General features: G+C 67.1%; 23 protein-coding genes and 1 pseudogene. 13 read left to right on the top strand and 11 right to left on the bottom strand.

The features are described from left to right. Positions 1-232: 232 nt before the first annotated feature. Complete coding sequence (locus A6048_RS14130) at positions 233-1,198, bottom strand: NADP-dependent oxidoreductase (RefSeq protein WP_107745767.1); 966 nt, start codon at positions 1,196-1,198, stop codon at positions 233-235. Between the two features lie 132 nt (positions 1,199-1,330). Further along, a complete protein-coding gene (locus tag A6048_RS18315) occupies positions 1,331-1,501 on the bottom strand; it encodes a hypothetical protein (protein WP_159110364.1) in 171 nt (56 codons plus the stop codon). Between the two features lie 429 nt (positions 1,502-1,930). Here A6048_RS18315 and A6048_RS18430 point away from each other — a divergent pair, with 429 nt between their 5' ends. Beyond that, a complete protein-coding gene (locus A6048_RS18430) occupies positions 1,931-2,107 on the top strand; it encodes a hypothetical protein (RefSeq protein WP_162845652.1) in 177 nt (58 codons plus the stop codon). Between the two features lie 115 nt (positions 2,108-2,222). Here the strand turns inward: A6048_RS18430 and A6048_RS14120 are convergent, their stop codons facing one another. Further along, positions 2,223-2,990 carry a sulfite exporter TauE/SafE family protein gene (locus tag A6048_RS14120; RefSeq protein WP_235027575.1) on the bottom strand — a complete coding sequence of 256 codons (768 nt, stop codon included), beginning with the start codon at positions 2,988-2,990 and terminating at the stop codon, positions 2,223-2,225. 72 nt (positions 2,991-3,062) lie between these two features. Between A6048_RS14120 and ku the strand changes: the two genes are divergently transcribed. After that, on the top strand, positions 3,063-4,043 hold the full coding sequence (gene ku / locus A6048_RS14115) for a non-homologous end joining protein Ku (RefSeq protein WP_107745774.1): 981 nt from the start codon (positions 3,063-3,065) through the stop codon (positions 4,041-4,043). A 404-nt stretch (positions 4,044-4,447) separates the two neighbouring features. After that, the gene (locus A6048_RS14110) at positions 4,448-4,873 is read left to right on the top strand and encodes a cupin domain-containing protein (RefSeq protein WP_107745776.1); all 426 of its coding nucleotides are present in this window, start codon (positions 4,448-4,450) and stop codon (positions 4,871-4,873) included. 9 nt (positions 4,874-4,882) lie between these two features. On the opposite strand, the gene A6048_RS14105 is transcribed toward A6048_RS14110, so the two are convergent. Next, positions 4,883-5,077 (bottom strand): hypothetical protein, encoded by a 195-nt coding sequence (locus tag A6048_RS14105; RefSeq protein ID WP_107745778.1) that lies wholly within the window; start codon positions 5,075-5,077, stop codon positions 4,883-4,885. Positions 5,078-5,235: 158 nt separating this feature from the next. On the opposite strand from A6048_RS14105, the gene A6048_RS14100 reads away from it, so the two are divergent. Further along, the gene (locus A6048_RS14100; protein WP_107745780.1) at positions 5,236-5,661 is read left to right on the top strand and encodes an organic hydroperoxide resistance protein; all 426 of its coding nucleotides are present in this window, start codon (positions 5,236-5,238) and stop codon (positions 5,659-5,661) included. Between the two features lie 12 nt (positions 5,662-5,673). Here A6048_RS14100 and A6048_RS14095 read toward each other — a convergent pair whose 3' ends face one another. Continuing rightward, complete coding sequence (locus tag A6048_RS14095; RefSeq protein ID WP_107745782.1) at positions 5,674-6,723, bottom strand: NAD(P)-dependent alcohol dehydrogenase; 1,050 nt, start codon at positions 6,721-6,723, stop codon at positions 5,674-5,676. Between the two features lie 308 nt (positions 6,724-7,031). Here A6048_RS14095 and A6048_RS14090 point away from each other — a divergent pair, with 308 nt between their 5' ends. Next, complete coding sequence (locus tag A6048_RS14090) at positions 7,032-7,463, top strand: hypothetical protein (RefSeq protein WP_107745784.1); 432 nt, start codon at positions 7,032-7,034, stop codon at positions 7,461-7,463. A gap of 213 nt (positions 7,464-7,676) precedes the next feature. On the opposite strand, the gene A6048_RS14085 is transcribed toward A6048_RS14090, so the two are convergent. Further along, positions 7,677-8,165 (bottom strand): hypothetical protein, encoded by a 489-nt coding sequence (locus A6048_RS14085; protein ID WP_107745786.1) that lies wholly within the window; start codon positions 8,163-8,165, stop codon positions 7,677-7,679. Positions 8,166-8,272: 107 nt separating this feature from the next. Here A6048_RS14085 and A6048_RS14080 point away from each other — a divergent pair, with 107 nt between their 5' ends. Both A6048_RS14080 and A6048_RS14075 read left to right on the top strand, forming a co-directional pair. Further along, complete coding sequence (locus tag A6048_RS14080; protein ID WP_107745788.1) at positions 8,273-8,662, top strand: excalibur calcium-binding domain-containing protein; 390 nt, start codon at positions 8,273-8,275, stop codon at positions 8,660-8,662. Between the two features lie 255 nt (positions 8,663-8,917). Further along, the gene (locus A6048_RS14075) at positions 8,918-10,252 is read left to right on the top strand and encodes a hypothetical protein (RefSeq protein ID WP_200837396.1); all 1,335 of its coding nucleotides are present in this window, start codon (positions 8,918-8,920) and stop codon (positions 10,250-10,252) included. A 395-nt stretch (positions 10,253-10,647) separates the two neighbouring features. Here the strand turns inward: A6048_RS14075 and A6048_RS14070 are convergent, their stop codons facing one another. Then, positions 10,648-12,048 (bottom strand): IS1380 family transposase, encoded by a 1,401-nt coding sequence (locus A6048_RS14070; RefSeq protein WP_107745790.1) that lies wholly within the window; start codon positions 12,046-12,048, stop codon positions 10,648-10,650. A 455-nt stretch (positions 12,049-12,503) separates the two neighbouring features. Between A6048_RS14070 and A6048_RS14065 the strand changes: the two genes are divergently transcribed. From A6048_RS14065 to A6048_RS18715, 5 genes and pseudogenes are all read left to right on the top strand, one after another. After that, entirely contained in the window at positions 12,504-12,695 is a 192-nt protein-coding gene (locus tag A6048_RS14065; protein WP_107745792.1) for a hypothetical protein, read from the top strand. 1,091 nt (positions 12,696-13,786) lie between these two features. Next, positions 13,787-14,542, top strand: a complete 756-nt coding sequence (locus tag A6048_RS14055) for an alpha/beta fold hydrolase (RefSeq protein WP_107745796.1) — start codon at positions 13,787-13,789, stop codon at positions 14,540-14,542. A 629-nt stretch (positions 14,543-15,171) separates the two neighbouring features. Beyond that, positions 15,172-15,318: pseudogene (locus A6048_RS18880) on the top strand (SOUL family heme-binding protein); the annotation flags it as partial. 128 nt (positions 15,319-15,446) lie between these two features. Next, positions 15,447-15,743, top strand: coding sequence for an SOUL family heme-binding protein (locus A6048_RS18520; RefSeq protein ID WP_200837432.1), 297 nt, complete (start codon positions 15,447-15,449; stop codon positions 15,741-15,743). Positions 15,744-15,815: 72 nt separating this feature from the next. Continuing rightward, positions 15,816-16,916 (top strand): type IV toxin-antitoxin system AbiEi family antitoxin, encoded by a 1,101-nt coding sequence (locus tag A6048_RS18715; RefSeq protein WP_235027634.1) that lies wholly within the window; start codon positions 15,816-15,818, stop codon positions 16,914-16,916. A 239-nt stretch (positions 16,917-17,155) separates the two neighbouring features. On the opposite strand, the gene A6048_RS14035 is transcribed toward A6048_RS18715, so the two are convergent. Both A6048_RS14035 and A6048_RS14025 read right to left on the bottom strand, forming a co-directional pair. Next, positions 17,156-17,824, bottom strand: coding sequence for a DUF3800 domain-containing protein (locus A6048_RS14035; protein ID WP_107745800.1), 669 nt, complete (start codon positions 17,822-17,824; stop codon positions 17,156-17,158). 810 nt (positions 17,825-18,634) lie between these two features. Then, on the bottom strand, positions 18,635-19,243 hold the full coding sequence (locus A6048_RS14025; RefSeq protein ID WP_107745802.1) for a hypothetical protein: 609 nt from the start codon (positions 19,241-19,243) through the stop codon (positions 18,635-18,637). 69 nt (positions 19,244-19,312) lie between these two features. On the opposite strand from A6048_RS14025, the gene A6048_RS14020 reads away from it, so the two are divergent. Continuing rightward, the gene (locus A6048_RS14020) at positions 19,313-20,455 is read left to right on the top strand and encodes a plasmid pRiA4b ORF-3 family protein (RefSeq protein ID WP_107745804.1); all 1,143 of its coding nucleotides are present in this window, start codon (positions 19,313-19,315) and stop codon (positions 20,453-20,455) included. Positions 20,456-20,537: 82 nt separating this feature from the next. Here A6048_RS14020 and A6048_RS14015 read toward each other — a convergent pair whose 3' ends face one another. Beyond that, positions 20,538-21,791, bottom strand: a complete 1,254-nt coding sequence (locus tag A6048_RS14015; RefSeq protein ID WP_107745807.1) for a type II toxin-antitoxin system HipA family toxin — start codon at positions 21,789-21,791, stop codon at positions 20,538-20,540. Next, positions 21,784-22,230, bottom strand: coding sequence for a helix-turn-helix transcriptional regulator (locus tag A6048_RS14010; RefSeq protein WP_159110396.1), 447 nt, complete (start codon positions 22,228-22,230; stop codon positions 21,784-21,786). The genes A6048_RS14015 and A6048_RS14010 overlap by 8 nt, the downstream gene beginning before the upstream one ends. Positions 22,231-22,535 lie beyond the last annotated feature (305 nt).

The raw sequence follows: 22,535 nt of genomic DNA, 5'->3' as shown, positions 1-22,535 counted from the left end.
TCGAATATTCGCTACGTGGCGTGCTCCTGAGTCCTCGGTGCGCACGTCGCCATCTGTCCAGTAGAGAAGGTGAGGCTCCAGGCGCCCTCCCAGCTAGAAGGCTCTTCGTGGTTACTGTTGGCGCTCTGATGTTTCTGGGGCGGGGGCTCGGGCGACCGGCGTCGCTCGTCTCTTCCAGCGAATCGGTTCCTGTCAGACGAGCGCGCCAGGTGCCCCGCGACGGGCCCGTGCATCACCTCGTGAAGTCGATGACCAGCCGTCCGCGCGTTCCGCCGGCTTCGAGACGCTCGTGGGCTCGCCCCGCGTCATCAGGCGAGTAGCTGTCCGCAACACGGAGGGTGACCACGCCGTCTTCCGCCAACTGCCGCAGCTCATCGAGCTTGCCCTGCTCCTCGGCCATATCCGCCACGCTCACGGCATGAACCGTCAGGTCGCGGCTGCCGTCGCCCTGGTACCACCGCACCGTCGCGACGCCCCCGCCGGTCTTGACCGCGGGGAGTACGGCCGCGTCCTGCACGGCTCCGTCGAAGAGGCCATCGACGCCGTCGGGGTAGAGCTCGAGAATGCGGTCGGCGACGCCGTCTCCTCGCCTGACTATTCTGTCGGCGCCGAGCGACCGGACAAGCTCTTCGTCCGCCTCGGACGCATCGGCAACAACGGTGAGGCCGGCGTGCTTGGCCAGCTGCACGACGTAGCCGCCGGTCGATCCGGCAGCTCCGGTGACCGCGAGTGTCTGTCCGGGCTGGAGGTCGAGGAGGTCGAGAGCGCGCCGAGCGGTGAGGCCGTTCATCGGAAGCGTCGACGCGGCGACGTCGTCGGCGTCGCGGGGTGAGGCGGCGATCGACTGTGCAGGCAGGACGATGTCCTCGCGATACGCACCGTGCTCGTCGCGGGGTACCACGATCCCAATCACCCGGTCGCCGACCGCCAGGGAGGTCTCTGCGTCGTCGCCGATTTCGACGAGGGTGCCCGCGATGTCCATGCCCGGGACATCTGCAGCTCCGCGTGGGGTTCCGGTCTTCGAGCGGGAACCGTTGCGCGTGTAGGTGTCGGTGGGGTTGATTGTCGCGGCCGTGACGCGCACGCGAACGTCGGTCGGCCCGAGTTCCTGGGCCGGGACGTCAACGACCTGCAGAGCGTCCGGGCCTCCGTAGGTCGTCACTCCGACGGCGCGGACGGGGCCAGCTGAGACGCTCATTATTTCTCTTTCCCGCAGAACCGGCGAAGAACCGGGCGATTTCGCTTGAGTGTTGACACGAGTGACTACGTGTCCGCATGCTAACCGCCCGCCCGTTGAGGGCCCCTCGGCCGAGCCCCCGACCCCTCGCCCCTAGCGTTCAGCCCCTCCGCCGGAACTGGTGGGCGCCGCGGCCACGTCGAGCTCTCTCCCGTCGAGAAGCGCGTGTGCCGTGGCGGCGCTGAGGTCGGGGCATTCGGCGAGCATCCGGTCGAGGTCCCGCGGGCCGGGGTCTGCCGGGACAGGGCGGTTTCCGACGGACATCGTGAGTTGGTCGACGATCTGCTTGAGAGCGGGCCGGTCGTCGAGGGACCAGCCGGTCCGTCCGTCTTTCCTGCCCGGATCTCTGCCGCCTCGACGTCTCCGGCGTACTCCGCCAACGGCCGCCCGTCGATCGTCAGGGCGACGCCCTTGATGCCGGTCATCGACGACGTACTCAAGGTCTCCAGATGAGCGCCGAGCCGATTCAACTGCATGCTCGCACCCTATGCCCGGCAGTCGCACACAGGACTGATGCGGCTCGGAAACCCGAGACACGCCCTCGGCCATGCCCTTCGCCTCGAACGACGCCCTCCGGCACTGCCGCGCCGCCTCGTTCACCGGTGTGTCGCACGCCACACCGCTGCTACCATCGGCCGGGCTGGCGCGAACGGCGCCACGTCACCACGCGCACCCTCCGAAAGGACGTCCACCATGGGTTCAGATGCACTCGGTTCGCTCGGCTCGCTCGCTATCGGATCGCTGGCGGCCCCCATCCTGGGATCGCTCGGCCTCGGCTCGCTGCTCCAGGGCGCAAGTAGCGGCAACGGAAGCGGCACCGACTCGGTGACCGGAATGCTGCCCACCGACCTCCTCGGCGGCATCTCCTGACCGAGCGGCCTCTCCCGGCTACCCGACGCTCACGATCGCGCGCCACCTGAGGCAGCAGACAGACCCCGGACCGTACCCGCGGACCGGGGTCTTTCTGCATCTCCACCGCGAGAAGCTAGAACACCCCCGCCACGCTCCCGACCCCGCGCCCCAGGAGCAGCAGAGCGCCGGCGGTCACCACCACCACGGCGACCTTGCGACCCGCCTCCGCGGTGACCCGCCGGGCCACGAGTCCACCCAGCAGGATGCCGATCGGCACCATCGCCACGACCAGCCCGATCACGCTCAGCGGCGGCAGCCCGGAGATCGGCGCTGCCCCCAGGCCGACCTTCGTGATGACCGAGGTCAGACCCATGGTGAAGAAGATTGGTTGCAGGGTCGCGGCAAAGGAGCGCTGCTGCCAGTTGGTCGCCTGCGCGTAGACCAGCATCGCGGGAGCGGCCACTCCCACGGCGGTGTTGAGGAATCCTCCGGCGGTGCCGGCCATCGCGGCCGGCACCGCACCGCTGACCGCCGGGATGCGTACGAGGGCTGTCATCAGCAGCGTGCCGATCAGGGCGGCCCCGATGATCACCTCGAGCCAGCTGCGGTCGGCAGCGCCCACCAGGAGCGCACCGGGCACGGACCCCACGACGATCAGGGGCGCGAGGCGGACGTACCGGTGCCAGTCGATGTCGCGCCGGAGCGTGATCCCGATGAGGACGGCGGAGACGGTGGTGGTGAGGTTGGTCAGCAGCACCCCGGCGACGGGGCCGAGGAGCAGCGCGAGGGTCGGTGCCACCACCAGCCCGACCCCCATCCCGCTGACCCGCTGCAGGACCGTGCCCAGGATGACGGACGCCGCCGCGACGATCAGGAGGAGGGGGCCTACGTCGACGGGCATGGTCCACAGCATTCCAGGTGCGCCTGGGCGCGACCGGGGGCGCCTCGCTAGCTTCTGTCGCATACTCATTCCATGCGATCCATCTGGAAGGGCGAGGTCTCCTTTGGTCTGGTGAACGTGCCGGTCAAGGTGTATTCGGCGACGGAGGACCATGACCTGCGCGCGCGGCAGGTCGACAAGAAGGACGGCGTGCGGATCCGCTACAAGAAGGTGCGGGACGACAACGGCGAGGAGGTCGAGTTCTCGGACATCGCCAAGGCGTACGAGTCCGAGGACGGCGAGATGGTCATCCTCACCAAGGAGGACCTGGCGAGCCTGCCAGTGGAGCAGTCCCACGAGATCGAGGTGACGGAGTTCGTCCCGGCCGACCAGGTGGATCCGGTGGCCTTTGACAACGCCTACTTCCTGGAGCCGGCGTCGCGCTCGAACCGGGCGTACGTGCTGATGCGGGAGGCGCTGGAGTCCACCGACCGGTTGGCGATCTGTACGTTCACGCTGCGCAACCGCACTCGGTTGTGTGCGATGAGGGTGTACAAGGACGTGCTGATGCTGCAGACGTTGTTGTGGCCGGATGAGATCCGCCCGGCGATCCTGGAGGGGCTGGACAAGGAGGCCAAGGTCCGGCCGCAGGAGGTCAAGATGGCGGCCTCGCTGATCGAGACCATGGCCGCGGACTTCGAGCCCGAGAAGTACGAGGACGATTACCAGAATCAGCTCAAGGAGCTCATCGAGGCCAAGGCTGCCGGCGGAGAGGCGTTCACCGTCGAGGAGCGCGAGGAAGCGAGCGACGACGACGGTGACGACGAGGTGGCCGACCTGTTGGCCGCGCTGCGCGCGAGTGTGAAGGACCGCGGGGGAGACGCGAAAGAAGAGTCCGACGACGACGACGAGGACTCCGGCTCCACGAAGAAGCCCGCCAAGAAGAGCACCGCGAAGAAGGCGCCCGCGAAAAAGGCTGCTGCCAAGAAGCCGGCGGCCAAGAAGAGCGCAGCCAAGAAGACCCCGGCAAAGAAGTCACCCACCAAGAAGACGGCCACCAAGAAGTCCGCCTGATGCCCCGGGGCCCCCGCCGAGTAGCTGACGGTTGTGAAGTAGGCGGGGGGTTCCTATAGTGGGGGTCAGTCGGTGGCGAAACTGATACCCCCTCAAGTTGTCGCCGACTCCGCCTCGGTGCGCGGTTTACGCTGACCATCCCACGGTCGCGGACGTGCATCGTGCGACAGAGTCGCCGGCGGCCGACGGACCCCCCTCCGCGGCCGCTGGCGATTCGCCTTTTATCAGGAGTTCCCCGCATCGCGTCTTCTTCGAGCGAGGAACCACTCGGTAGGGTGACGCCTCGCGATAGCGTTGTCTCACGCTGACCGGATTCCGTATTCAGGTTGAGAAGACACGGCGGATTGGCCTTGCCATACTCATTAATTCGGGGCAGCGCTGCTCTCATCGCTGGCACCTTCGCGATGGCATTGTTCGCGTGCAGCCCCGCAGAGCCAGCGACGCCGCCCGCTGCACCGGAACCCGTCCGCGCCGTCGACATCGCCTCAGGTCAGCAGGGCGGGCCCGTCGACGTGGAGGTTGATGGCGGCGCAGAGGGCGTCGGGGTGACCTTCCGCGAGATCACCATCGAACCCGGTGCCGGCACCGGGGAACACTGCCACTACGGGCAGCTGATCGCCGTGGTGGAGCAGGGCGAACTCACGCACTACGCCGACATCCATCCCGGCGGCGTTCACGTCTACAGCGCCGGCGAGTCGATCATCGAGGGTGCGGGTTACCCGCACGAGGGGCGCAACGAGGGCGACGAGGACGTGGTGCTGATGGTCACCTACGTGATCCCCGAGGGGAAGCCGCTCGCCGAGACCGATCTGGCGAACTGCGACCACTGAGTCGCGCGGTTAGTCGGCGTCGGTGAGGTCCGGGTCGACGTCGTCGTCGGTGGGCACCACCACCAGTTGTTCGGCCACGTCGGCCGGGTTGGCCTCGCGGGTGGGGTCGTCGACGCTCACCTCGGGCGCGTACTCCTCGGCTGCGGTAACGGGATCCGGGTCCGGAGTGTACTCGTCCGGATCGGGGCGGTCCTTGGCGATCATCTCAGGCTCCTCCTTCTCCCTCTGACTGGTGCCTCTGAGGCCGCGGGTAGCGCGCGGCCTGTCGTGTCTCCACCCTAAGCATCCTGCGGCCTACGGTGCCAGGGGTTGGCGAGGCGTACCTTGGGCCGCACTCACACGCCCAACCCAGGAGGCCCCTCATGGCAGATCCGCTGTACACCGTCGAAGCCCTGTCCACCGGCGGAGGCCGCGACGGACACGTCGCCACCGAGGACGGCGCGGTGGACTTGGAGATGGCTCCGCCCACCGAGCTCGGCGGGTCGGGGGAGGGCAACAACCCCGAGCAACTGTTCGCTGCTGGGTACGCCGCCTGCTTCCACTCCGCACTGCAGAGCGCCGCGCGGATGAAGAAGATCAAGATCGACGGTTCCTCGGTCGGCGCCCGGGTCTCGCTGGTGGCGTCGGGGGAGCAGAGCATCGACCTGACCGTGGACCTCGAAGTGGTGATCCCCGACCTGGAGACCGAGCAGGCCAACGAGCTGGCCACGCTCGCCCACGAGCTGTGCCCCTACTCCCGCGCCACCAAGGGCAACATCGCAGTCAGCGTCGCGGTCTCCGACGACTGACATCGGCGGGGGCTATCCGGCGTCGCGGTGCGGGGCTATCACCGCGCGTCCGCTGACCTTGCCGTCGACAAGCTTCTGGTAGACCTCCAGCGCCTGGTCCAGCGGGAACACGTGGACCTCCGGGTTGATCTTTCCGGCCCGGTACAGCTCCACCACCTCGTGGAGATCCTCCAGGGTTCCCCAGTAGGTGGAGGAGAAGTTGACCTCGTACGGCAGGCGGAAGACGTTCCAGGGGAAGTCGGCGCCGGCCAGGCCCACCACGGTCACCGAGCCCTGCTGAGCCACGCTGGCGGCGGCGAGCTCGAGGGTCGGGGCCGCGCCGACAAAGTCGAACACCGCCGTGACGCCCCGGCCGCCGGTCAGCTCCTGGAGCTTCTCGGCGGCAGCCTCGCTCGGGATGCCGATCGCTCCGTCTTTCTCCGCGGCGGCGACGGCCTCCGGTTTGGTGTCGGTGGCGTACACGGTGGCCCCGCTCATGGCCCGGAGGATCTGCACCCCCACCAGGCCGAGCCCGCCCAGGCCGATGCACAGGGCGGTCGCGCCCGGGGTGGTCAGGTCGGGCAGTACCCGCTTGATGGCGTGGTACGGGGTGAGGCCGGCGTCCGCCAGGGGAGCGGCGGCGACGGGGTCGGCGTCACCCAGTGGGATGAGGTTGCGCGCGTTGGTGGTCATGTACTCGGCCATACCGCCGTCGCGACCGAGTCCGGTGGCCAGATACCCCACCGACGGCACGTCCTGGCAGTACGTGTCCTGCCCACGCGAGCACGGCTTGCAGCGTCCGCAGCCGATCGGTCCGTAGACCAGGAACGCCTCGCCCGCGTTCAGGCCGGTGACGCCAGGGCCCAGTTCCTCGATCCATCCGGAGACCTCGTGGCCCAGGGTGAACGGCGGGGTGAGGAAGCCGGTGGGGTCGCCGGGGAACTCGTGGAACAGGCCCACATCGGAATGACAGGCGCCGGAGCCGGCCACCTTGAGCAGGACCTCGCCCGGGCCGGGGACGGGCTTGTCGACGTCCTTGAGTACTGGGAAGGTCTTGAAACCCTCAAACACGACTGCCTTCATGGCGGCGCTCCTCGCTATCTCGCCGGAGGGCGCACCGGACGAGTGACGCCCGTCACAAGTATGCCCTACTGACGAAACCTCGCTGAGATTCTTCAGCGAGTTGTAGGTGGGGTCAGCGGTCGCGCGCCGTCACGCGTACCCGAGTCCCACGGCCCGACACTCACTCCACCGAGTGGGCTCCATGCCCCCTCGCCGGCCCCCGGCGGCACAGTGACGTTCCGGACGACAGTCAGCGATGCAGGCGCGCTCGTGGCGGCGATCCAGGACTTCTACCCGGCCGGGTTCGAGTTGGCCAAGCCCGCTCGAGCGTGTGGTACCTGCTCGGAGGTCAGACGTGGACCACCGTCACCAACGACGTGACCCGCGACTCGGCGACCAACTCGATCCGCTACTCGGGCGCCGGCTGGACCACTGCCGGCAACGCGCGTGCCACGCTCGAAACCACCTACCGAGTGCCCGCAGACGCCACCCCGGGCGACGTGCTCAACACCGGCGCCGCCACGAATCTGGCGCTGGTGAGCGGCTACAGGGTGGCGAACCCCATCAACACCTGCGTGACCATCCGCGAGCCCAACCCGACCGAGGTCGTGACCGGCAGCCTCGACGGGCTGGGCCTGGGCTCGGTGATCTCCGGGTCGACCGCCCTCGGCGAAATCGGGGCCGACCCGGCCACGTTCTCCGCCGACCTGATCAACGGGCTCGACCTGGGACAGCAGATCGGCGGCATGGCGGGAAGCTGATCACGGGGGAGCGGCTGGTCCTCACCGTCAGGTTCCCCACGTGGCGGCTGAACCGCCAGTTTCCAGACTGAGCCTTCGAAACGCCCAATCCAACCTCATCTCAATCGAGCGGAAGAGCTTCACCGGTTCAGATCGGCTCAATCTGTGATGCAACTAGAAACTTTAGGGTCAACTCAGATGGGGATCTCTTAACGGGGTCCGGATCCGGGGTGCTTACTGCAACGGCGTGGGGTTGGTGAGCCACCAGGTCACGATTCGCCTCACCGGTTCCTCCGTGGAGCCGTCGCCCAGGCGGGGCACGTCGAACCACACGCGTAGAGGCGGCCCGCCGGGCACGGGGACATCGATGAACTCGAGCGCGCGCTGCGGGGATCCGTACGGTGACCTGTGGGCGGTGGAGCACGAGATGACCGGGACGAATCCCGTCGCGCAGGCCACCTCGCCACCGGGCTCTATCGGGGTCAGCACCCGGGTGCCGGGGACCGCCGGGTTCCAGAACGCCGGGTCACTCGGCCCGAGTACATCGCTGACGATCTGGGGCATGCCGCGGGGGATCGGAGGCGTCGGCGTGTCGGTCGCTGGGTTCGACTGGGCGGCGAGGGCGGGGGCTGCGCCGGGTGCGGTTGCTGTAGCGGCTGCTGCGATCGCGAGGGCGAGGCGCCTGCGGGTGGGTGGATTCCGTTGCCCGGTGCGGTTGGTCATGGCCCCACTTTCACAGACTGGTCAGCGACGTGAACATGCACAGGCTACTCTGAGCGTCTTCTCATCGGAGCCACATCTGTGGCCTGCACCCCTCGAGGTCTTCACACATGATCCGTCGTTCGCTCGCCACCCTCGGCCTGGCCGCGGTCGCCGTTCTCGGCACCGCCCCCTCGGTCACAGCCGCCGAGATGCAGGTCGGATCGGGCGTCATCGCCCTGCCCGAGTTCGCCCCGGTTGTCATCCCCGCCCCGATGGGCTTCGACGCCATGGCGCTGCCGCTGCTGCCGTACCCGTTTGTCTGGTCCTTGCACTTCGTGCCGGCACCGGGTGTGGCGGCTCCCGCGCCCGGTCCTACGCCTGCCCCCGCGCCCCGACTCTCGGGATGCCGGGAGGCCTGGAACCTCGGCGTCGCCCCCATGCATCGTGGGAGCAGGTACTACGACCCGTCGATGGACGGCGACAACGACGGGATCGCCTGCGAGCGGGATCCCCGCTAGACGCGCAACGAGGGGCGGGGTCGACCACCGTCGGCAGGCGGCTGCCGAGCGCCGGTTCCGCGCGCCCGCCCGTGGCCACCGAGCGGAGCGCGAGAAGGCTGGCGACTACCTGCGTCTGGGCAGGTGCCGGTTCTGGGCCCGGTCCATTCCAGAGTGTCCAAGTGTGCGGGGCCCGACCGGCACCGGCGAGTGTCGGACCGGTAGTGCATTCTTATCTTCAGGCCGCGGGCGAACCCCGCTCACATTGGAGTAGTCATGACATATGAGATCGAGTTGATCAACGACGGGGACGGCGTCGCCGTGATCGGCCACAGTACTGCGGTGGAACAGTTCCTGGCTTCGCAAGGCCTTCCATCGAAGGAGTTGGATCTGAAGCGGATCAGTTCCACGCTCAATACGTCAGCTGGCATCGCCCAAGCAGGGGCGGAGATCTCTGCCGAATCGGGTCGTTGGGTCAAGCTCACCAAGGAGTCGGCAGCGGCGTTCAACACGAGCCGGAAAATGACGGGCTCCAGCGGAAAGGTGAGCCGCGCGATCCTCACCGAGGACAACGGGAAAATCAAGGGCATCCTCGAGATCGTGAACGGCCCCGGGCAGGCACTTGCCAATCCTGCGATGCTGGCCGGCGCCGCCGGAGTGATGGCCCAGATGGCCATGCAGCAGACGATGGACGAGATCACCGACTACCTCGCCGTCATCGACGCCAAGGTCGACGACGTACTGCGGGCCCAGAAGGACGCTGTAATCGCGGACATGATCGGCGTCGACTTTGTGCTCGACGAAGCGATGACCATCCGCGACTCGGTTGGACGAGTCTCAGAGATCACCTGGTCCAAAGTGCAATCGACGAGCCTCACAATCGGGCGGACGCAGGCTTACGCGCTTAAGCAGTTGACCGGCATCGCCGAAAAGCTGGAGAGTCAAGACAGGGTGAACGACCTGGCGGATGTCTCCAGACAAGCGGAGCGAACAGTCCAGGAATGGCTGGCCGTGCTTGCGCACTGCTTCCGTCTCCAGGACGGGATCGCCGTGCTGGAGCTCGACCGAGTTCTTGACGCGTCGCCCGGCGAACTCGACGACCATCGCGAGGGACTCCAGCTGGCCAGACAGCGGCGGCTCGACCAGCTCGCGACCGGCACCGCCTCACTCCTTCTGCGCATGGATGTAGCCGCTGGTCTAGCCGACGCCAAACTACTGCTCAACCCGATGGCCGCGCCCAAGGTGCTGAGCGCTCGTAACAAGGTTCACAACGACGTCATCAGCTTCCAGCAACTTCTCGGGATTGACGGTGACCAGGCCGACCTCGAAGGCCGACGCTGGCGAGACGCCGCCCTCGATGCACGAGACAAGGTGGTCGCCTCCGGGACGGAAGGCTTCGGCAGCGCAGTCCAGGCAAGCAGCAATACCCTCGAGTCTGCGCGACTGGCTACCGGCAAGGCCGCAGAGGGGCTCAGCAAGCGACTGCTTCGGAAGCGCACCGACGATGAGGCCGCCGAAGACGCAGTAGAAGAGTCGCCGCGGTCTCTCAACTCGCGAGCGTCGAAGTTCCTGCCCCGTCGATCGGCTAAGCCGGAATCAGAGGATTCGTAGCGAGAAGGGCCCTGACCTCCTGCACGGTCACTGGCCCCTCCGATTCAGCACAGACGGCGACGTTGGCGTTGTAGTTCCATGCTCATGCCCATGCGCGCGTTGCCGCCGGATGCACGCACCGCACGAGACACGACGCATACAAACGCTGAGAAGGAAATGACAAATGAATCGTTGTGAGGTCTGTAACGAGTTGCGTGTGTTCGAGCGTCATGACTGTGAGGCAGCGCTTCAACGGAAGCAAGAGGCGGAGGCTAGCCCCGCTGATTCACGGAGCGTGAGGATTGCTGCTGTCGGGTGACGGCGGGATCCATTTCGTGGGTGGGCGTGCAGGAGTGCCGGCTGGCGCTGCCGGTGGGCGGGTCTCCGGTGGTTCTGTCGTGGGCGGGTGGGTGAGGTTAGGCCGGTTTTGGGATCGCGGCGATCGTGTTGAACACTGCGACGATGGCAGTCGCCCAGGGCCACGTTTCGGGAATCTTCACGCGCCGCCGTCGGCCGCTGCGGACCAGCCGGGCTGCCACGTGGAGGAAGCGGTAGCGCAGCGCTTTGGGCTCGCACAACGCCAGAACTGCGGCCTCGCCGGTGCAAGAGAGCATCCGCGTCCAGGCCACCAGATCCGCGGCGAGCATCACCGCCACCAGCCAGGCCTGATTTAAAGCGAACTCCCGGGAGGGCAGACGGCCCAGGCCGGTGTCTTTGGCGTGGCGTATCCGGTCCTCGACCCGGGCGTGAGCCCGATGCCTGGCCTCGAGGAACTGCAGCTGACCGGTGGCAGTGTTGGTGACGAACGCCTGGTAGCGCCACCCGTCGATCTCCTCGAACATCGACAACTGAGCACCCGGATGGGGCCGTTCTCGGCGGACGATGACCCGCATCCCATCCGGCCACTTCGCGAGCATCCTGGGGCTGAGAAAGCCGGTCAGTTCGGCAACCTCGGCCCCGTCTCGGATGTCGCCGGAGGGATTCAATGCCGGCCCCCACGCAGCCTCTGGGCAGATCGCGATGGCCCGGCGTAGCGGGGCGGTGATGGAGAACCCGACCGAGTACTCCACCCGTCGACCGCGGATGCCGTTCTGTTCGGTGATCCAATCCAGAAGGTCATGGGAGGCGCCTGCACCGTCGGATCGAATCAGCAGGTCACGGCGGTGAGCGGCGGGGATCTGCGCGATCGCCTGGCCCAGGACGTCGATGTGGTCAGCCGCGGTGTTGGACCCGGCATTGCCCGGGCGCAGGCTCGCGGCGAGGAACTCCCCTGTGTTGTCGCACCACACACCGATCGGGTGGTACCCGAACGTGCGCTTGTACGTCGGTGCGGCGTTCTCTTTTTCGCTGTGGGTGACCACGATCGTGGCGTCCACATCGAGCACGACCGTCGATCCCAGATCCCGCCCCGCACACGCCGATGCGGGCACCCCGCCGGGCAGGCGGGACCACACGTGACGGCGGGTGCGGGCACGCGCTACCTGGATCTTCTTGCGCTTGCCGGCAGTGATCTCATCGAGTGTGCGCCACACCGTCGGGGCCGAGGCTACCGGGCCCAGGGCCTCGGATTGGTGGCGCAGGACGCCGATGTCTGAGATGGATTCGCCGCCATCGGCGAGCATCACCGCGACGTCGATCAGCACCCGGCCGCGGTCGTGGATCGGGATGAACCGGCGGCGGGCCATGGCCCCTGACAGTTCAGTTGTCAGCCCCACCTGATCAGCCAGAAGGCGTGGTGCGATGGCTCCGGCGTGGGAGATCACCCCGACACCATCAGCAGTAACGGACAGGCCGGACGACCACGAAGTACGCTTCACCTACCGAGTGCTTTCTGCTGGCGAACATGGAACCTTAGACAAGTCCCAGTTTCCCCTGTTCAGGAAGCACTTCGGTCTATTTTCGCCCAGCGATCCGCAGATCCCCGTGAATCACCCGGGCTAGATACCAGCGGTATGCCGCGGAGGAAGAGGCACGCCTGACAGAAGAAGAAGCGCGTCGCCGGCGTTCGGCTAAGGCCCTGACGGTCGCGATGTCAGTGGGGGCCGTGGCCGTAGCCGGGTTTGCGTTGGCAGGCTTTTTCGGCGGAGATGGCGACAGAGGCGACGATCAGACTGCGAGCAGTATCTCCGCCGCTGAACAAGACCATGCGCCGACGCCGAGTGAAGTCAGCTCCACGTCTGCTCCCCCTGCCTCCTCCGCCTACGGTGACCTGCTTGAGCGGCTTCATTCTGAAGCTGCGGCTACCGGCTACTCGGGTGCGGTCGGGCAGAGAATGTCGCCGAGCATCTTCGAGGGGTTCGTCGGCGGGATGCTCTCCGTGTGTCGGGACGTCGAAGACGGCTACACCACGTGGGCCGACGAAATAGACCGGGACATCTCCACCGGTGCCCCACGGTCCGCCGCGAACAGGTTCAATGCGTTTCTGGAGGACGAGTTCTGCGTCGGGGCGCTGGCATATAACTAGCGGTGACAGTGAAGGAACTCGGTGTGCGTGAGGGGATCCAACCTGACGGTAATTCGCGAACCACTACGTGATGGCCCGCCCTGTTCGGCGGACCGCCACACCTCGGTCAGCCAAAATCCGGGCTCCGAAACCCCGCCACCCCGCGGGACATGCCCCCAGGCTGTCAGCACGGCGCAGCGCTTCAGTTTAGCGCGACTGGCCTAAATAGTCGTCAAAGAGCGGCGTTAACATTGAATCGTCAAACCCGCTCATCCACCGTGACCTCAGTGCATGATCGGTGGGATATTCCGCCCACCCGGGCACTGACGAAGGGCCTGCAGTTGAGTGCACCTACCCGCCAACATCGCTCGCATACCTCGAGGTTGAGGGTGGTCGGCGCAGTGTTGTCGACGCTCGTCCTGGTGGCCGGGTGCGGGGGCGAACCGGCGACCGGCGAGCCGACCAGCACGGATACGACGACTTCGAAGTCATCGACGCGGACCACCACAAGCAAGTCCACCACCACGACCGTCGAAAGGACGCCGGAGACGGAGACCGCGGAGACCGCGGCGACGGGGGCGCCGGCCGCGGCCACTCCCGCAGCTGCAGGGCCGACGCTCGTCGAGTGCGTCTATGGCGGGGGAGCGTGGACGGAGACTGGCTGGTTCAGCGACGGCTCGCACGGGTACCACCCGCAGTGCGCAGCTCTGCGCAGTGAGCAGATGGCCAAGAACCCGTACCGGTGCCCGCGGACAGATCATTACGTGGCAGACCTGTCGGAATGTGCCGATCCGAACGGGATCCCCGTCCCGCCCGAGGTCCCGAATGCTCCCGCGGTGGACAAGCCTGAAGAGACGGTCGAGCCCGTCGAGCCCCCGGTCGAGCCGTCTGCCGAGCCAGAGTCCGGTGAAGCGCCGGAAGTCGACCTGTGCGAAGCCGACGATTCTCCCGAGGCATGCCAGGAGTAGCAATCCCCGTCCGCGGGCATTTCGGGGCGGCAGACTTGGTGGGAGAGACGACGTTGTAGTCGTCGTCATCGTGCCTATCGGGTTTCCTCCTGCGTTTCCTTGGCCGCCAGCTGCTCGCGGTAGCCGCGCGTAGGGTCGGTTCCCATGACCGACCTCGTCCTCCTCCCCGGCCTCCACGGCGACGCGCAGACGTGGGCGCCGGTCATGCGCGCGCTGCCGGACGGCGTCCACGCCACGCCGCTGGACCTTCCGGCCGTGGCTGACCTCGATGCACTCGTCGACGAGGTGGCGGGCCGGGTCGCGCCCGGGAGCGTCGTCGTCGGGCATTCCCTCGGCGGCGTGGTGGCGATGCATCTCGCCGAGCGGCGCCCGTCGCTGCTGGCCGGGCTCGTCCTGGTCACCGCCCCGGTGGGTGCCGAAGATCCGGAGTCGGCGAAGGCGCGGGCGGACCGCGCTGCAAGCCTGAGTCGGGAGGCGTGCGAGGAGATCGCGCTCGACGGCATGGAGGCGGTGTACTACGGCGACCGCGGCCACGACCCCGAGGTGAGGGCCGAGCGGCTGCGCGCGGCGCGGGCGTACGGGCCGGAGCGGTTCGCCGCCCATTCGGTGGCGATCGGCGCCCGGCCGGATCGCAGCGAGTTTCCCGCGCAGGCTGGTGTCCCGGTGCTGATCGTGGGGGCGTCGGACGACCAGGTGGTGCCCACCGAGGAGCAGCGGCGGTGGGCTGAGGTGAATGGTGCCGGGTCGAGCGGCGCCGGGGCTCGGGCTGGAGTGGACGGTGCCGAGGCCGGTGGTGTCACCTACGTCGAGATCCCGGAGACCGGACACATGCTGCCGGTGGAGGCCCCGGACGAGCTGGCCGGCGCGATCGTCGACTGGCTCCGCGGGCTCACCGGCTGACCCGGCCGGTTCGGCCGCGCCCGGGGGCTGCGGGCCGGTAGGGGCGGTGGTGCCCTTGTCGTCGTCGTGGTCTTTCGACCCTTGATCTCCACCGCGGGCGTGAGCGAAGCTGATATCCGCACTGACCGAGGAGATCGGTATGGAACAGACCATTCCATGGCTCGTCTTCTGCCTCGCGTTCCTGAGCCTGAGCATCTGGAGACCCCGGGCCGCGCGGGTGTTCATCGGCGTGTTCTTCATCGTCATGGGGATCGCCGTGAACTGGGTGCTCGCGCTGGCCGACCCGCAGACCTTCGTGGGGCTGGGGACTGACGCGCCGCTACTGTCCGCCCACGAGTGGGTGTTCACCGAGGTGGTGGCGCGCGCCCCGCAGGCGGTGGGGATCCTGGCCGGCGCCGGGGAGATCGCGCTCGGAGTCCTCATGCTGAGCCGGGACAGCTGGGCGAGGCTCGGACTGGCCGGCGGCATCGGGTTCCTGCTGCTCATCACGCCCGTCGGGGTGTGGACCCTGCCCAATCCGGAGATGGCGGCGGGGCTCGCCTACTTGCTCACCCGGCCGGCGGACCAGAGTCTGCCCGACCTCATCCGCGCGCGGCGCCGCCGGTCGGTAACGCGCGTACCGTCGATTCATGACCGAGCAGCAGCCCTGCGAGGTGCTCGAGCATCACCCGGAGTTCGAGCCGCGGCGGTACCCCTCCCACGCCGCGGCGGAGGTGTCCGTTCGCGGGTCCTTCGGCAGTGCCGGCAACCAGGCATTCAGCGCGCTGTTCCGGTGCATCACCGGTCACAATGAGTCCGCCGGGTCCATCGCCATGACGGCACCGGTCGTCCAGGAGGCCTCCGGCTCCGAGAAGGTCGCCATGACCGCGCCCGTGGTCCAGACCGAGGCCGACGGCGGGAGCACGTGGTCGCCTTTGTCCTGCCCGCCTCGCTCACCGCCGCGACCGCGCCGGTGCCCACCGATCCTCGGGTGCGGGTCAGGCAGGTCCCCGAACGGATCGCGGCAGCGGTGCGCTACTCCGGACGGTGGAGCGCGTCGGCCTATCGACGTCACCTGACCGAGCTCGAGGCCGCGATCGGCCGGGCCGGGCTGGTCGCCACCGGGCTGCCCAGGTACGCCCGATTCGACCCGCCGTTCACGCCGTGGTTCCTGCGGCGCAACGAGGTCGTGCAGGACGTGGTGTGGCCCGGCGAGGGCTGAGTCGCGTCGCGCTGGCGGTGTTCGGCAAATTGTCCGCTTCCGTTGGCTGCGGAACGGCGCTATTATCCGAACATGATAAACGGCAAGACGATAGATTCGAGACCCCCTTCGGAGGCGGAACTCGTCGATGTCGCGTCCCAGGCACTTCGCGAGAGACTCCCGCCGGAGTGGAAGATCGATACCAGGCAGGGCGCTACATCGTCGACATCTGGCGGAGCCGATTCTCTGATTGTCGCCGAGGCTCCCGATGGGAGTGCCGCAACATTCTGTGTCACCGTCAAGAGCGCCGTCGTAGCTCGCGACATACCTGCGCTTCGGAAGAGGTGCGGCGACACTATGGCCCAGGTGCCGGACAGTGGGTGCCTGGTCTTGACTCGCTATCTCGCGCCCGCCGACCGTGCGCGGCTCGACGCGGCTGGCATTTCATACATCGATGCGACCGGCAATATGAGGGTTTCATCCCCCGTTCCCGCACTCTTCGTCTCGGATCGTGGTGCCGAAAGAGATCCCTGGCGGGGGCCAGGGCGCCCGAGGGGCACCCTCAAGGGAGAACCCGCGGCGAAGGTAGTCAGAGCGCTACTCGATCTTCCCGGGCCATGGCGTGTGCGGGAACTCGCCGACGTCGCCAAGGCCTCGGTGGGGTCGGTATACCGTGTGATGCAGTTTCTCGAAGATCAGGGACTTGCGCAGCGGCTGCCTGACCGGCGATTCCTGGTGTCCGATTGGGCAGCTCTTCTGCGCAGATGGAGCGACGACTATCAGTTACTCCGGTCCAATGCCGTGTCCCATTGGATCGCTCCCCGGGGCCTGTCGGACCTTCTCGATACGGTGCGCGAGGAAGAGGACGTCGACTACGCGCTGACCGGGTCCGTCGCAGCAGCAGCGTGGGCTGCCTACGCACCAGCCAGGTCGGCGATGGTGTACGTCCGAAACGTCGAACGTGCAGCGGCGAACTGGGGCTTGCGCGCGACCGAAGCGGGAGCGAACGTGCTGCTGATCGAACCCACTTACCCCGTTGTCATGGAACGCGCCATGACCGCGTTGGAAGGGCTCACGGTCGCCCGCCCGGCCCAGGTGGCTGTGGACCTCATGACCGGGCCGGGCCGGGCACCCGCAGAGGCGAACGAGTTGATCGAATGGATGAGGGCACATGAACAGTCCTGGAGGGGGTAGTGGCGATCTGCTCGTCAGTGCCCGGTCTGCGCTTCTGGACGCGGCCGAGGCGTTGTCCGAGCAGGCCGCAGTCGACGGGCTGATTGCGAGACCGGCATGGAGGGCCGCCCGTCATGACCTCGACACGCTTTAAGGCTGTCAAGTTGCTTGACACGGTGGTACATTTTCAGTGCGACCCCAATCGACGAAAGAGCCCCTGGGCTTCGGGAATGATCCCTAGTTGGTTGGGGTTTCGTGCGTCAGTAGTAGTGCTCGGTGCCGTACCCGAAGTAGTCACTCTCGATCCTGATCTTGCTCCGGATCAGTCTGTGAGCTCGGTCGTCGCCGGTCTCCCACTTCCGTGTGACCGCCCAGGTGCAGTAGTCCGCAGCCTGGAGACCGAAGTCGGACTCATCCCGCCAGAATGCCAATACTCGCTTGGCGCGGAAGGGCAGACACTGGGCCATGACATCGTCCACGGCGCCCCTGAACGCAGCCCGGGTCTTCCTGGTTCCCATCTGAGCGGCGACGACCTGGATGGAATCGCCCTGGTGGAACAACTGAGGGGCGGCCCGACTGAGATGAAAAAACCAGGCGTACTGGTAGAACTTCGGTTCGGTTGGGCGGATCGAGGGCTGGGCCTTGGACTTCTCCAACAGAGTGATGTCGAACCGGAACTCAAGATCCACCAAGGCGTCGAACACCGCGTCTCGCACGACCTGGGCGTCCGGAGAGGCGTGGAAACACGAATCCAAACCCTGGGCCTTCCAGGCCAGTTCGTCTCGGAGCCGCATGAGGCGCGTCCGGAGCGCCCACACCTGTTTTTCGTCGGCGCACAGCGTGCCCACCGCGAAGTACCTGGATGCCTTCCCGTTGCGGAGGAACTGGAGGTCGCCACTCTCATCTGCGAACAGATACTTGATCGCCACGAAGGGGCCTTTCTCTCGACTGCCACCTATGGAAGCACATCGAGAGGACACTCCTCGGGCGGGAAACTCACTAAGCGCCATTACCCGCAGATGACATAAAGGCAGGTCAGCGCGAATATTTAGCTGTTAATCCACAGGCACTCCCCAGCAAGTCACAGCCTTGTAGGCCACTGTGACGAGTTGAGGGCGCGGTGGGTGAATAGCGTGGACCAGCTCTACATCGCGCCGCACGAGTTGGTCTATGCCGGTCGGTTCGAATGGCGGGAAGTGGCGGTCCGCTCTCGGCGGTCGTGGGCCTTGTCGTCGTCGCCCTCAAGACCGCAGTCCACGTCGGACAGTGAGCGTTAAGACGGAGCGGGTCCGGTGAGCCACCAGGCGATCACGTTACTTGTCAGCTCGGGGATCGGGCCCTCGCCGGTGGAGCCGTCGCCCCACCGCGGAAGGTCCACCCAGATGCGCAATGGTGGACTGCCGATCATCGGGAGGTCGACATGGGCGAGTGGGCGCATCGTCGAGGCGAGCACGTCCCTTTCGGAGGTCCCGCAGTTGAGCGCCGGGACGACACCCGGCAGGCAGATCACCTCGGCTCTCCGCCCCCCCCCCCCCCCGGCGCCGTGGGCCTGCACAAGGGACCCCGCCACTCCGCGCAACTACCGCACGTCGCTCGACCCGCGTGCTGACCGTCCTGGCCTCCGCCCGATCGCCCCGCGTCGGGGGCGAGCGCCCCGGATCGAGCGGGATCGTCCACTCGGCGGGATCCGCCCGGTGGTTGGGGGCTCGGTGCGCGGTGCGCGGGAGCGGCGGCCGTCGTCATCGTTTTCGCGCCGGCACGTGAGCGATGTCGACGGACACCGGCCGCCACGAGATCCCGGGGATCGAACGCAGGGGAGCGAACGAGTCGGCAGCGCGCAGCCAGGCGACCGCCAGACTGCTCGCGATAAGGACGGCGTCGGCGGGCTGGGCTCGCGTGGCGACGCGACGAAGGAGCTGGACGTCGGTGAGCTTGACCGTGACCGTCCACGTGGCCGTGCCCCGGTCAGCTGCCTCGGAGGTGACAGCGCTCTCAACATCGAAGACCCGGAACGCGCCCTCTTCGAGGAGCTCCTCCAGACCGCCCGTAGGCCAGATCAGCCAGTTCAGTTGAGGCAGCGGCGGCAGGGTGGGATCGGGCCCCGCCTCCTCACTCGCCGGGTCCTCGATCACCGCACCGGAGAACGCATCGACCACCACCGTGTCCTCACGGTACTGGGCCAGTGCCGCCGTCACCGCCGCCGCATCGACGATGGCGACCTCCGCGGACACAGTGCAGGACCATGTCTCGCGGTTCCTGCCGGGACGGGGCCGCGCAGGCGAGGGTTGCGGGGTGGGCTCAGGCGCGGGCTCGGGTAGGTCGAACAGGCCGGGCTCGACAGTGTCCATGGCAGGTGAGACTACTTCTCCAAACGGGGGCGTCCCAGCGCGCCGCTCGCATCTCGTATCGTCGGTGAGGTGACGCCCTCGACAGATCGCCCCTACGGACCAGGCGACCTCACCGCAGACGAGTTGAAACACGCGGTACTCGACGCATTGGCGAGCGCGGGAGTCCCGCAGACCGAGCTGATGGCCTCCCTCGCCGCTGGAGCCGACTACCAGTCGCCGTGGGACCGCCCGGCCGTCAACCGGCGACACCCGAGGCGCGAGACACCGGTGATCTACCGTGTCAAGGTCGAGCTGCAGGACTCGTCCCCGCCCATCTGGCGACGCCTGGACCTGCGCAGCGACCTCATGTTGCCGCGCCTTCACCTGATCCTGCAGGAAGCCATGGGCTGGACGAACAGTCACCTGCACGAGTTCGTCCACGCATCCTCGCGCCGGGACCGCGACGCCGAGCACTTCGCCTCCATGGACTACCCCGACGCCGGGGAGATGGGCGAACTCGACGAGGCTGACGTACGGCTCGACGAGCTGGCGCACAGCGTGGGCGATAGGTTCCTGTACCTGTACGACTTCGGTGACAGTTGGTGGCATCGCGTCACCGTGGAGAAGGTCCTGGAGCCCGACGACGACGACGAGATCCCGGATGCGACGGTGGTGGCAGGTCGCCGGGCATGCCCTCCGGAGGACTGCGGGGGGATCTGGTCATATAACGAGTGGATCGCCGGCGGCGACGAGTTCGACTCGGATGGCTGGGGCCCGGAGGTACTCGAGTTCTGGGCCGGCTGGGACGCGGAAGAATTCGACCTCGAGGACGTTCAGCGGCGAGTGGTCGGAATCGCCGACACGCCAGCCACTCTCAGGGAAGTCCAGCGGGACGAGGCCGCGAAGCTGCAGATCCTGCTCGAACGGGTCGGCGACGGGGTCAAGCTCACCGCGGCCGGGTACCTGCCGCCGACGATGGTCGAGCAACTCATGGCCGACACCGGCTGGGACCGCAAGTGGATCGGGAAGAACAATCGCGAAGACCAGACGTTCCCGATCTGGCAGCTGAGGGACTGGGCCCGCGCGCTGGGGCTGGTGCGTAAGTACAAGGGCGAGCTCCGGCCGACCCGCCGCGGTACCGCGTTGAAGAACGACCACCAGGCCCTCACCGAGCTGATCGCTCGCAGCTTGCCGCACGATCGGCTCTACGGCACCCCGCTCGACTGGTTCTGACCCGGCCGGTTCCGCGCGGCCGGGTTTATGCGGGCCGGGGGCGGGTGGCGGACCTCGTCGTCGTCGCCCCAGTTCGGTTCACTCAACCGAACCAGGCCAGAACCCGTCGACACTGGGCCTCGACCTCGGCCATAAGCGTGTCTGCCAACTGGTGTTCGTCGTCAGTGCGCGGGGGGTGCAGCTCGATGGCGGATCGGAGTGCCCCGGGCAGCTCATCGGCGTCGAGGTAGATCTGGGCGGTGAGCACGCTCGGATCGAGGTCGTTGGTCTCCGCAAAGGTGATCCAGTGGCGGAGGGTGATCTCGTCGTAGGCGTACCGACTCCCGATCTTCATGGCGAGTCTGCGCTGACTCCGTTGTGGTGAGTACGGGTAGATCGACGCGATGTCATAGAGCGGTGCGAGCCGGGGTGGGGAATCATCGGCGTGAAGAATCGCGTAATTCTTGGCATGGGCGTCGGTGGCGCCGAGCAGAAAGTTGATCGCAAGCGCTCGAACGAAAAGCCAGACGTCTTCCTCGAGGCGGAGCGCCCGCAAGAAGGAGATGACATCGCCGGGGGATGGGCCTCCATCGGCCTGGTACCTGCGCGACGGATGAACTGCGAGAGCTTGGCAGAGGTCCTCCTGATGGACACGGGTCACGGTTCCATCAACGGCGACATGGCGGTCCCACCGTCGGCTGATCACAGCGGGAGTGCCAGCGAAATCGACATAGTTCGTGGCGGCCGTCGGCAAACCGATTGTTCGGACGGCTTGCAGACACAGGACTTCGTTGTACGCCTGGCAGGGGAGATCGGTAACACCGGGCTTGATGATGTGCGTAGTGGGGATCGCGCCGGTCGCCTGATACCACTGGTCTGCTCGTCGGTGGAGAGCGACCTTCTCCTGAGCTCCTGCGAGCGACCAATGCTCGCCGCGGGCCTGCCAGGATGCCTGTCTGCTCGAGATCAGCTCGCGAAGTCTCCTGCTGATGTCGGCGTCAGACATCGGTACGAGGACCCCTTCGTCGAGTTCATCCATCGCATCGGGGCGGAGAAACTGAACAGCGCCGGCGCAATCGCGACCGACAGCGGTGAGGAGGGAAAACGTGTTGCCTGCGACGGCCCCGTGATGGCGGGCGATCTGGACCCGCGCGGCCTGGTTGTCGGGCAACAGTCCGTCGAGGAAGGGCTCGACCCGATCGGGGCCCCAGGCCTGACGGCGTCTGGGCATGGAGAGCGAGAGATTCCGTTCGGGGCCGTCGAGGTCGTAGGAGAACGAGTGCTTGCCATGACGGCCCTCCGTCAACGTCCCCAGTCTCTGTCCAGACAGTAGGACCGCGAGTTCCTTGTCAGGCATCGGAAGACCGCTGAGTGATGTCATCTGCGACGTCGCGTGCACGGTGGGCCGCCCGGATGGCGCGTGCAGCGGCAAGCGCTACTTCGCCAGGGGGGGCCACTTTTGCGGAAGTCAGGACTTCATAATCGTCCGCCGGTGTGTCGACTGCTTCGGGTGCCTCCATCGCCTCGACTGCATCGACCGCCTCGGGCAGGTGCCGCGGGTGGCGGGCCGACTCGGCGGGGGGCGTGTCCGAGTCCGGTACGGGATACGCCAGCCGGATCGTGACGTCCAGAACGTCCATCATCGCGAGCACCTTGCTCAGTGACGCATTGGGAGCGCGCCCGCTCTCGAAGAGGCTCACCCAGGAGCGTGTGAGATGGGCTGCCGCTGCGAGGTCGGCCTGGCTCATACCGGCGGCGAGACGGGCGTCCCTGACCGACGTAGCGATGTCGGTCACAGTCCGGGCCCTAGCGGCGAACGTTGCCATGACGCTCCTGAGGTTCGTTGTATCGATCGCAGCCTAGGTGTTCGGTTTACCGGGCACAAGGTAGTGTGTGCGCTATTTCGAACTTTGCGGTCGTCAAGCACCCTGTCCGGGTATCGGGGAGAGCCTTGTCGTCGTCGCTTTCAGGCGCGCAACCACAGGCCGAACTGTGTGCGTTACGACAGCGTGCGGCCGGTGAGTCACTTAGACGATGACGTCGTTCGTCGCCTCGCGGATGGGGCTCTCGCCGGTGGAGCCGTCGCCCCACCGCGGAAGAT

Origin of the sequence: Dietzia psychralcaliphila, assembly GCF_003096095.1 — a bacterium.
GTDB lineage: Bacteria > Actinomycetota > Actinomycetes > Mycobacteriales > Mycobacteriaceae > Dietzia > Dietzia psychralcaliphila.
This window is presented reverse-complemented; position numbering and strand designations above follow the sequence as displayed.

Excerpts from the sequence above, each read along its gene's own strand:
- A6048_RS14130 (WP_107745767.1), bottom strand. The coding sequence starts at position 1,198 with ATGAGCGTCTCAGCTGGCCCCGTCCGCGCCGTCGGAGTGACGACCTAC.
- A6048_RS18315 (WP_159110364.1), bottom strand. The coding sequence starts at position 1,501 with ATGTCCGTCGGAAACCGCCCTGTCCCGGCAGACCCCGGCCCGCGGGAC.
- A6048_RS18430 (WP_162845652.1), top strand. The coding sequence starts at position 1,931 with ATGGGTTCAGATGCACTCGGTTCGCTCGGCTCGCTCGCTATCGGATCG.
- A6048_RS14120 (WP_235027575.1), bottom strand. The coding sequence starts at position 2,990 with ATGCCCGTCGACGTAGGCCCCCTCCTCCTGATCGTCGCGGCGGCGTCC.
- ku (WP_107745774.1), top strand. The coding sequence starts at position 3,063 with ATGCGATCCATCTGGAAGGGCGAGGTCTCCTTTGGTCTGGTGAACGTG.
- A6048_RS14110 (WP_107745776.1), top strand. The coding sequence starts at position 4,448 with ATGGCATTGTTCGCGTGCAGCCCCGCAGAGCCAGCGACGCCGCCCGCT.
- A6048_RS14105 (WP_107745778.1), bottom strand. The coding sequence starts at position 5,077 with ATGATCGCCAAGGACCGCCCCGATCCGGACGAGTACACTCCGGACCCG.
- A6048_RS14100 (WP_107745780.1), top strand. The coding sequence starts at position 5,236 with ATGGCAGATCCGCTGTACACCGTCGAAGCCCTGTCCACCGGCGGAGGC.
- A6048_RS14095 (WP_107745782.1), bottom strand. The coding sequence starts at position 6,723 with ATGAAGGCAGTCGTGTTTGAGGGTTTCAAGACCTTCCCAGTACTCAAG.
- A6048_RS14085 (WP_107745786.1), bottom strand. The coding sequence starts at position 8,165 with ATGACCAACCGCACCGGGCAACGGAATCCACCCACCCGCAGGCGCCTC.
- A6048_RS14080 (WP_107745788.1), top strand. The coding sequence starts at position 8,273 with ATGATCCGTCGTTCGCTCGCCACCCTCGGCCTGGCCGCGGTCGCCGTT.
- A6048_RS14075 (WP_200837396.1), top strand. The coding sequence starts at position 8,918 with ATGACATATGAGATCGAGTTGATCAACGACGGGGACGGCGTCGCCGTG.
- A6048_RS14065 (WP_107745792.1), top strand. The coding sequence starts at position 12,504 with ATGTCGCCGAGCATCTTCGAGGGGTTCGTCGGCGGGATGCTCTCCGTG.
- A6048_RS14055 (WP_107745796.1), top strand. The coding sequence starts at position 13,787 with ATGACCGACCTCGTCCTCCTCCCCGGCCTCCACGGCGACGCGCAGACG.
- A6048_RS18715 (WP_235027634.1), top strand. The coding sequence starts at position 15,816 with ATGATAAACGGCAAGACGATAGATTCGAGACCCCCTTCGGAGGCGGAA.
- A6048_RS14025 (WP_107745802.1), bottom strand. The coding sequence starts at position 19,243 with ATGGACACTGTCGAGCCCGGCCTGTTCGACCTACCCGAGCCCGCGCCT.
- A6048_RS14015 (WP_107745807.1), bottom strand. The coding sequence starts at position 21,791 with ATGCCTGACAAGGAACTCGCGGTCCTACTGTCTGGACAGAGACTGGGG.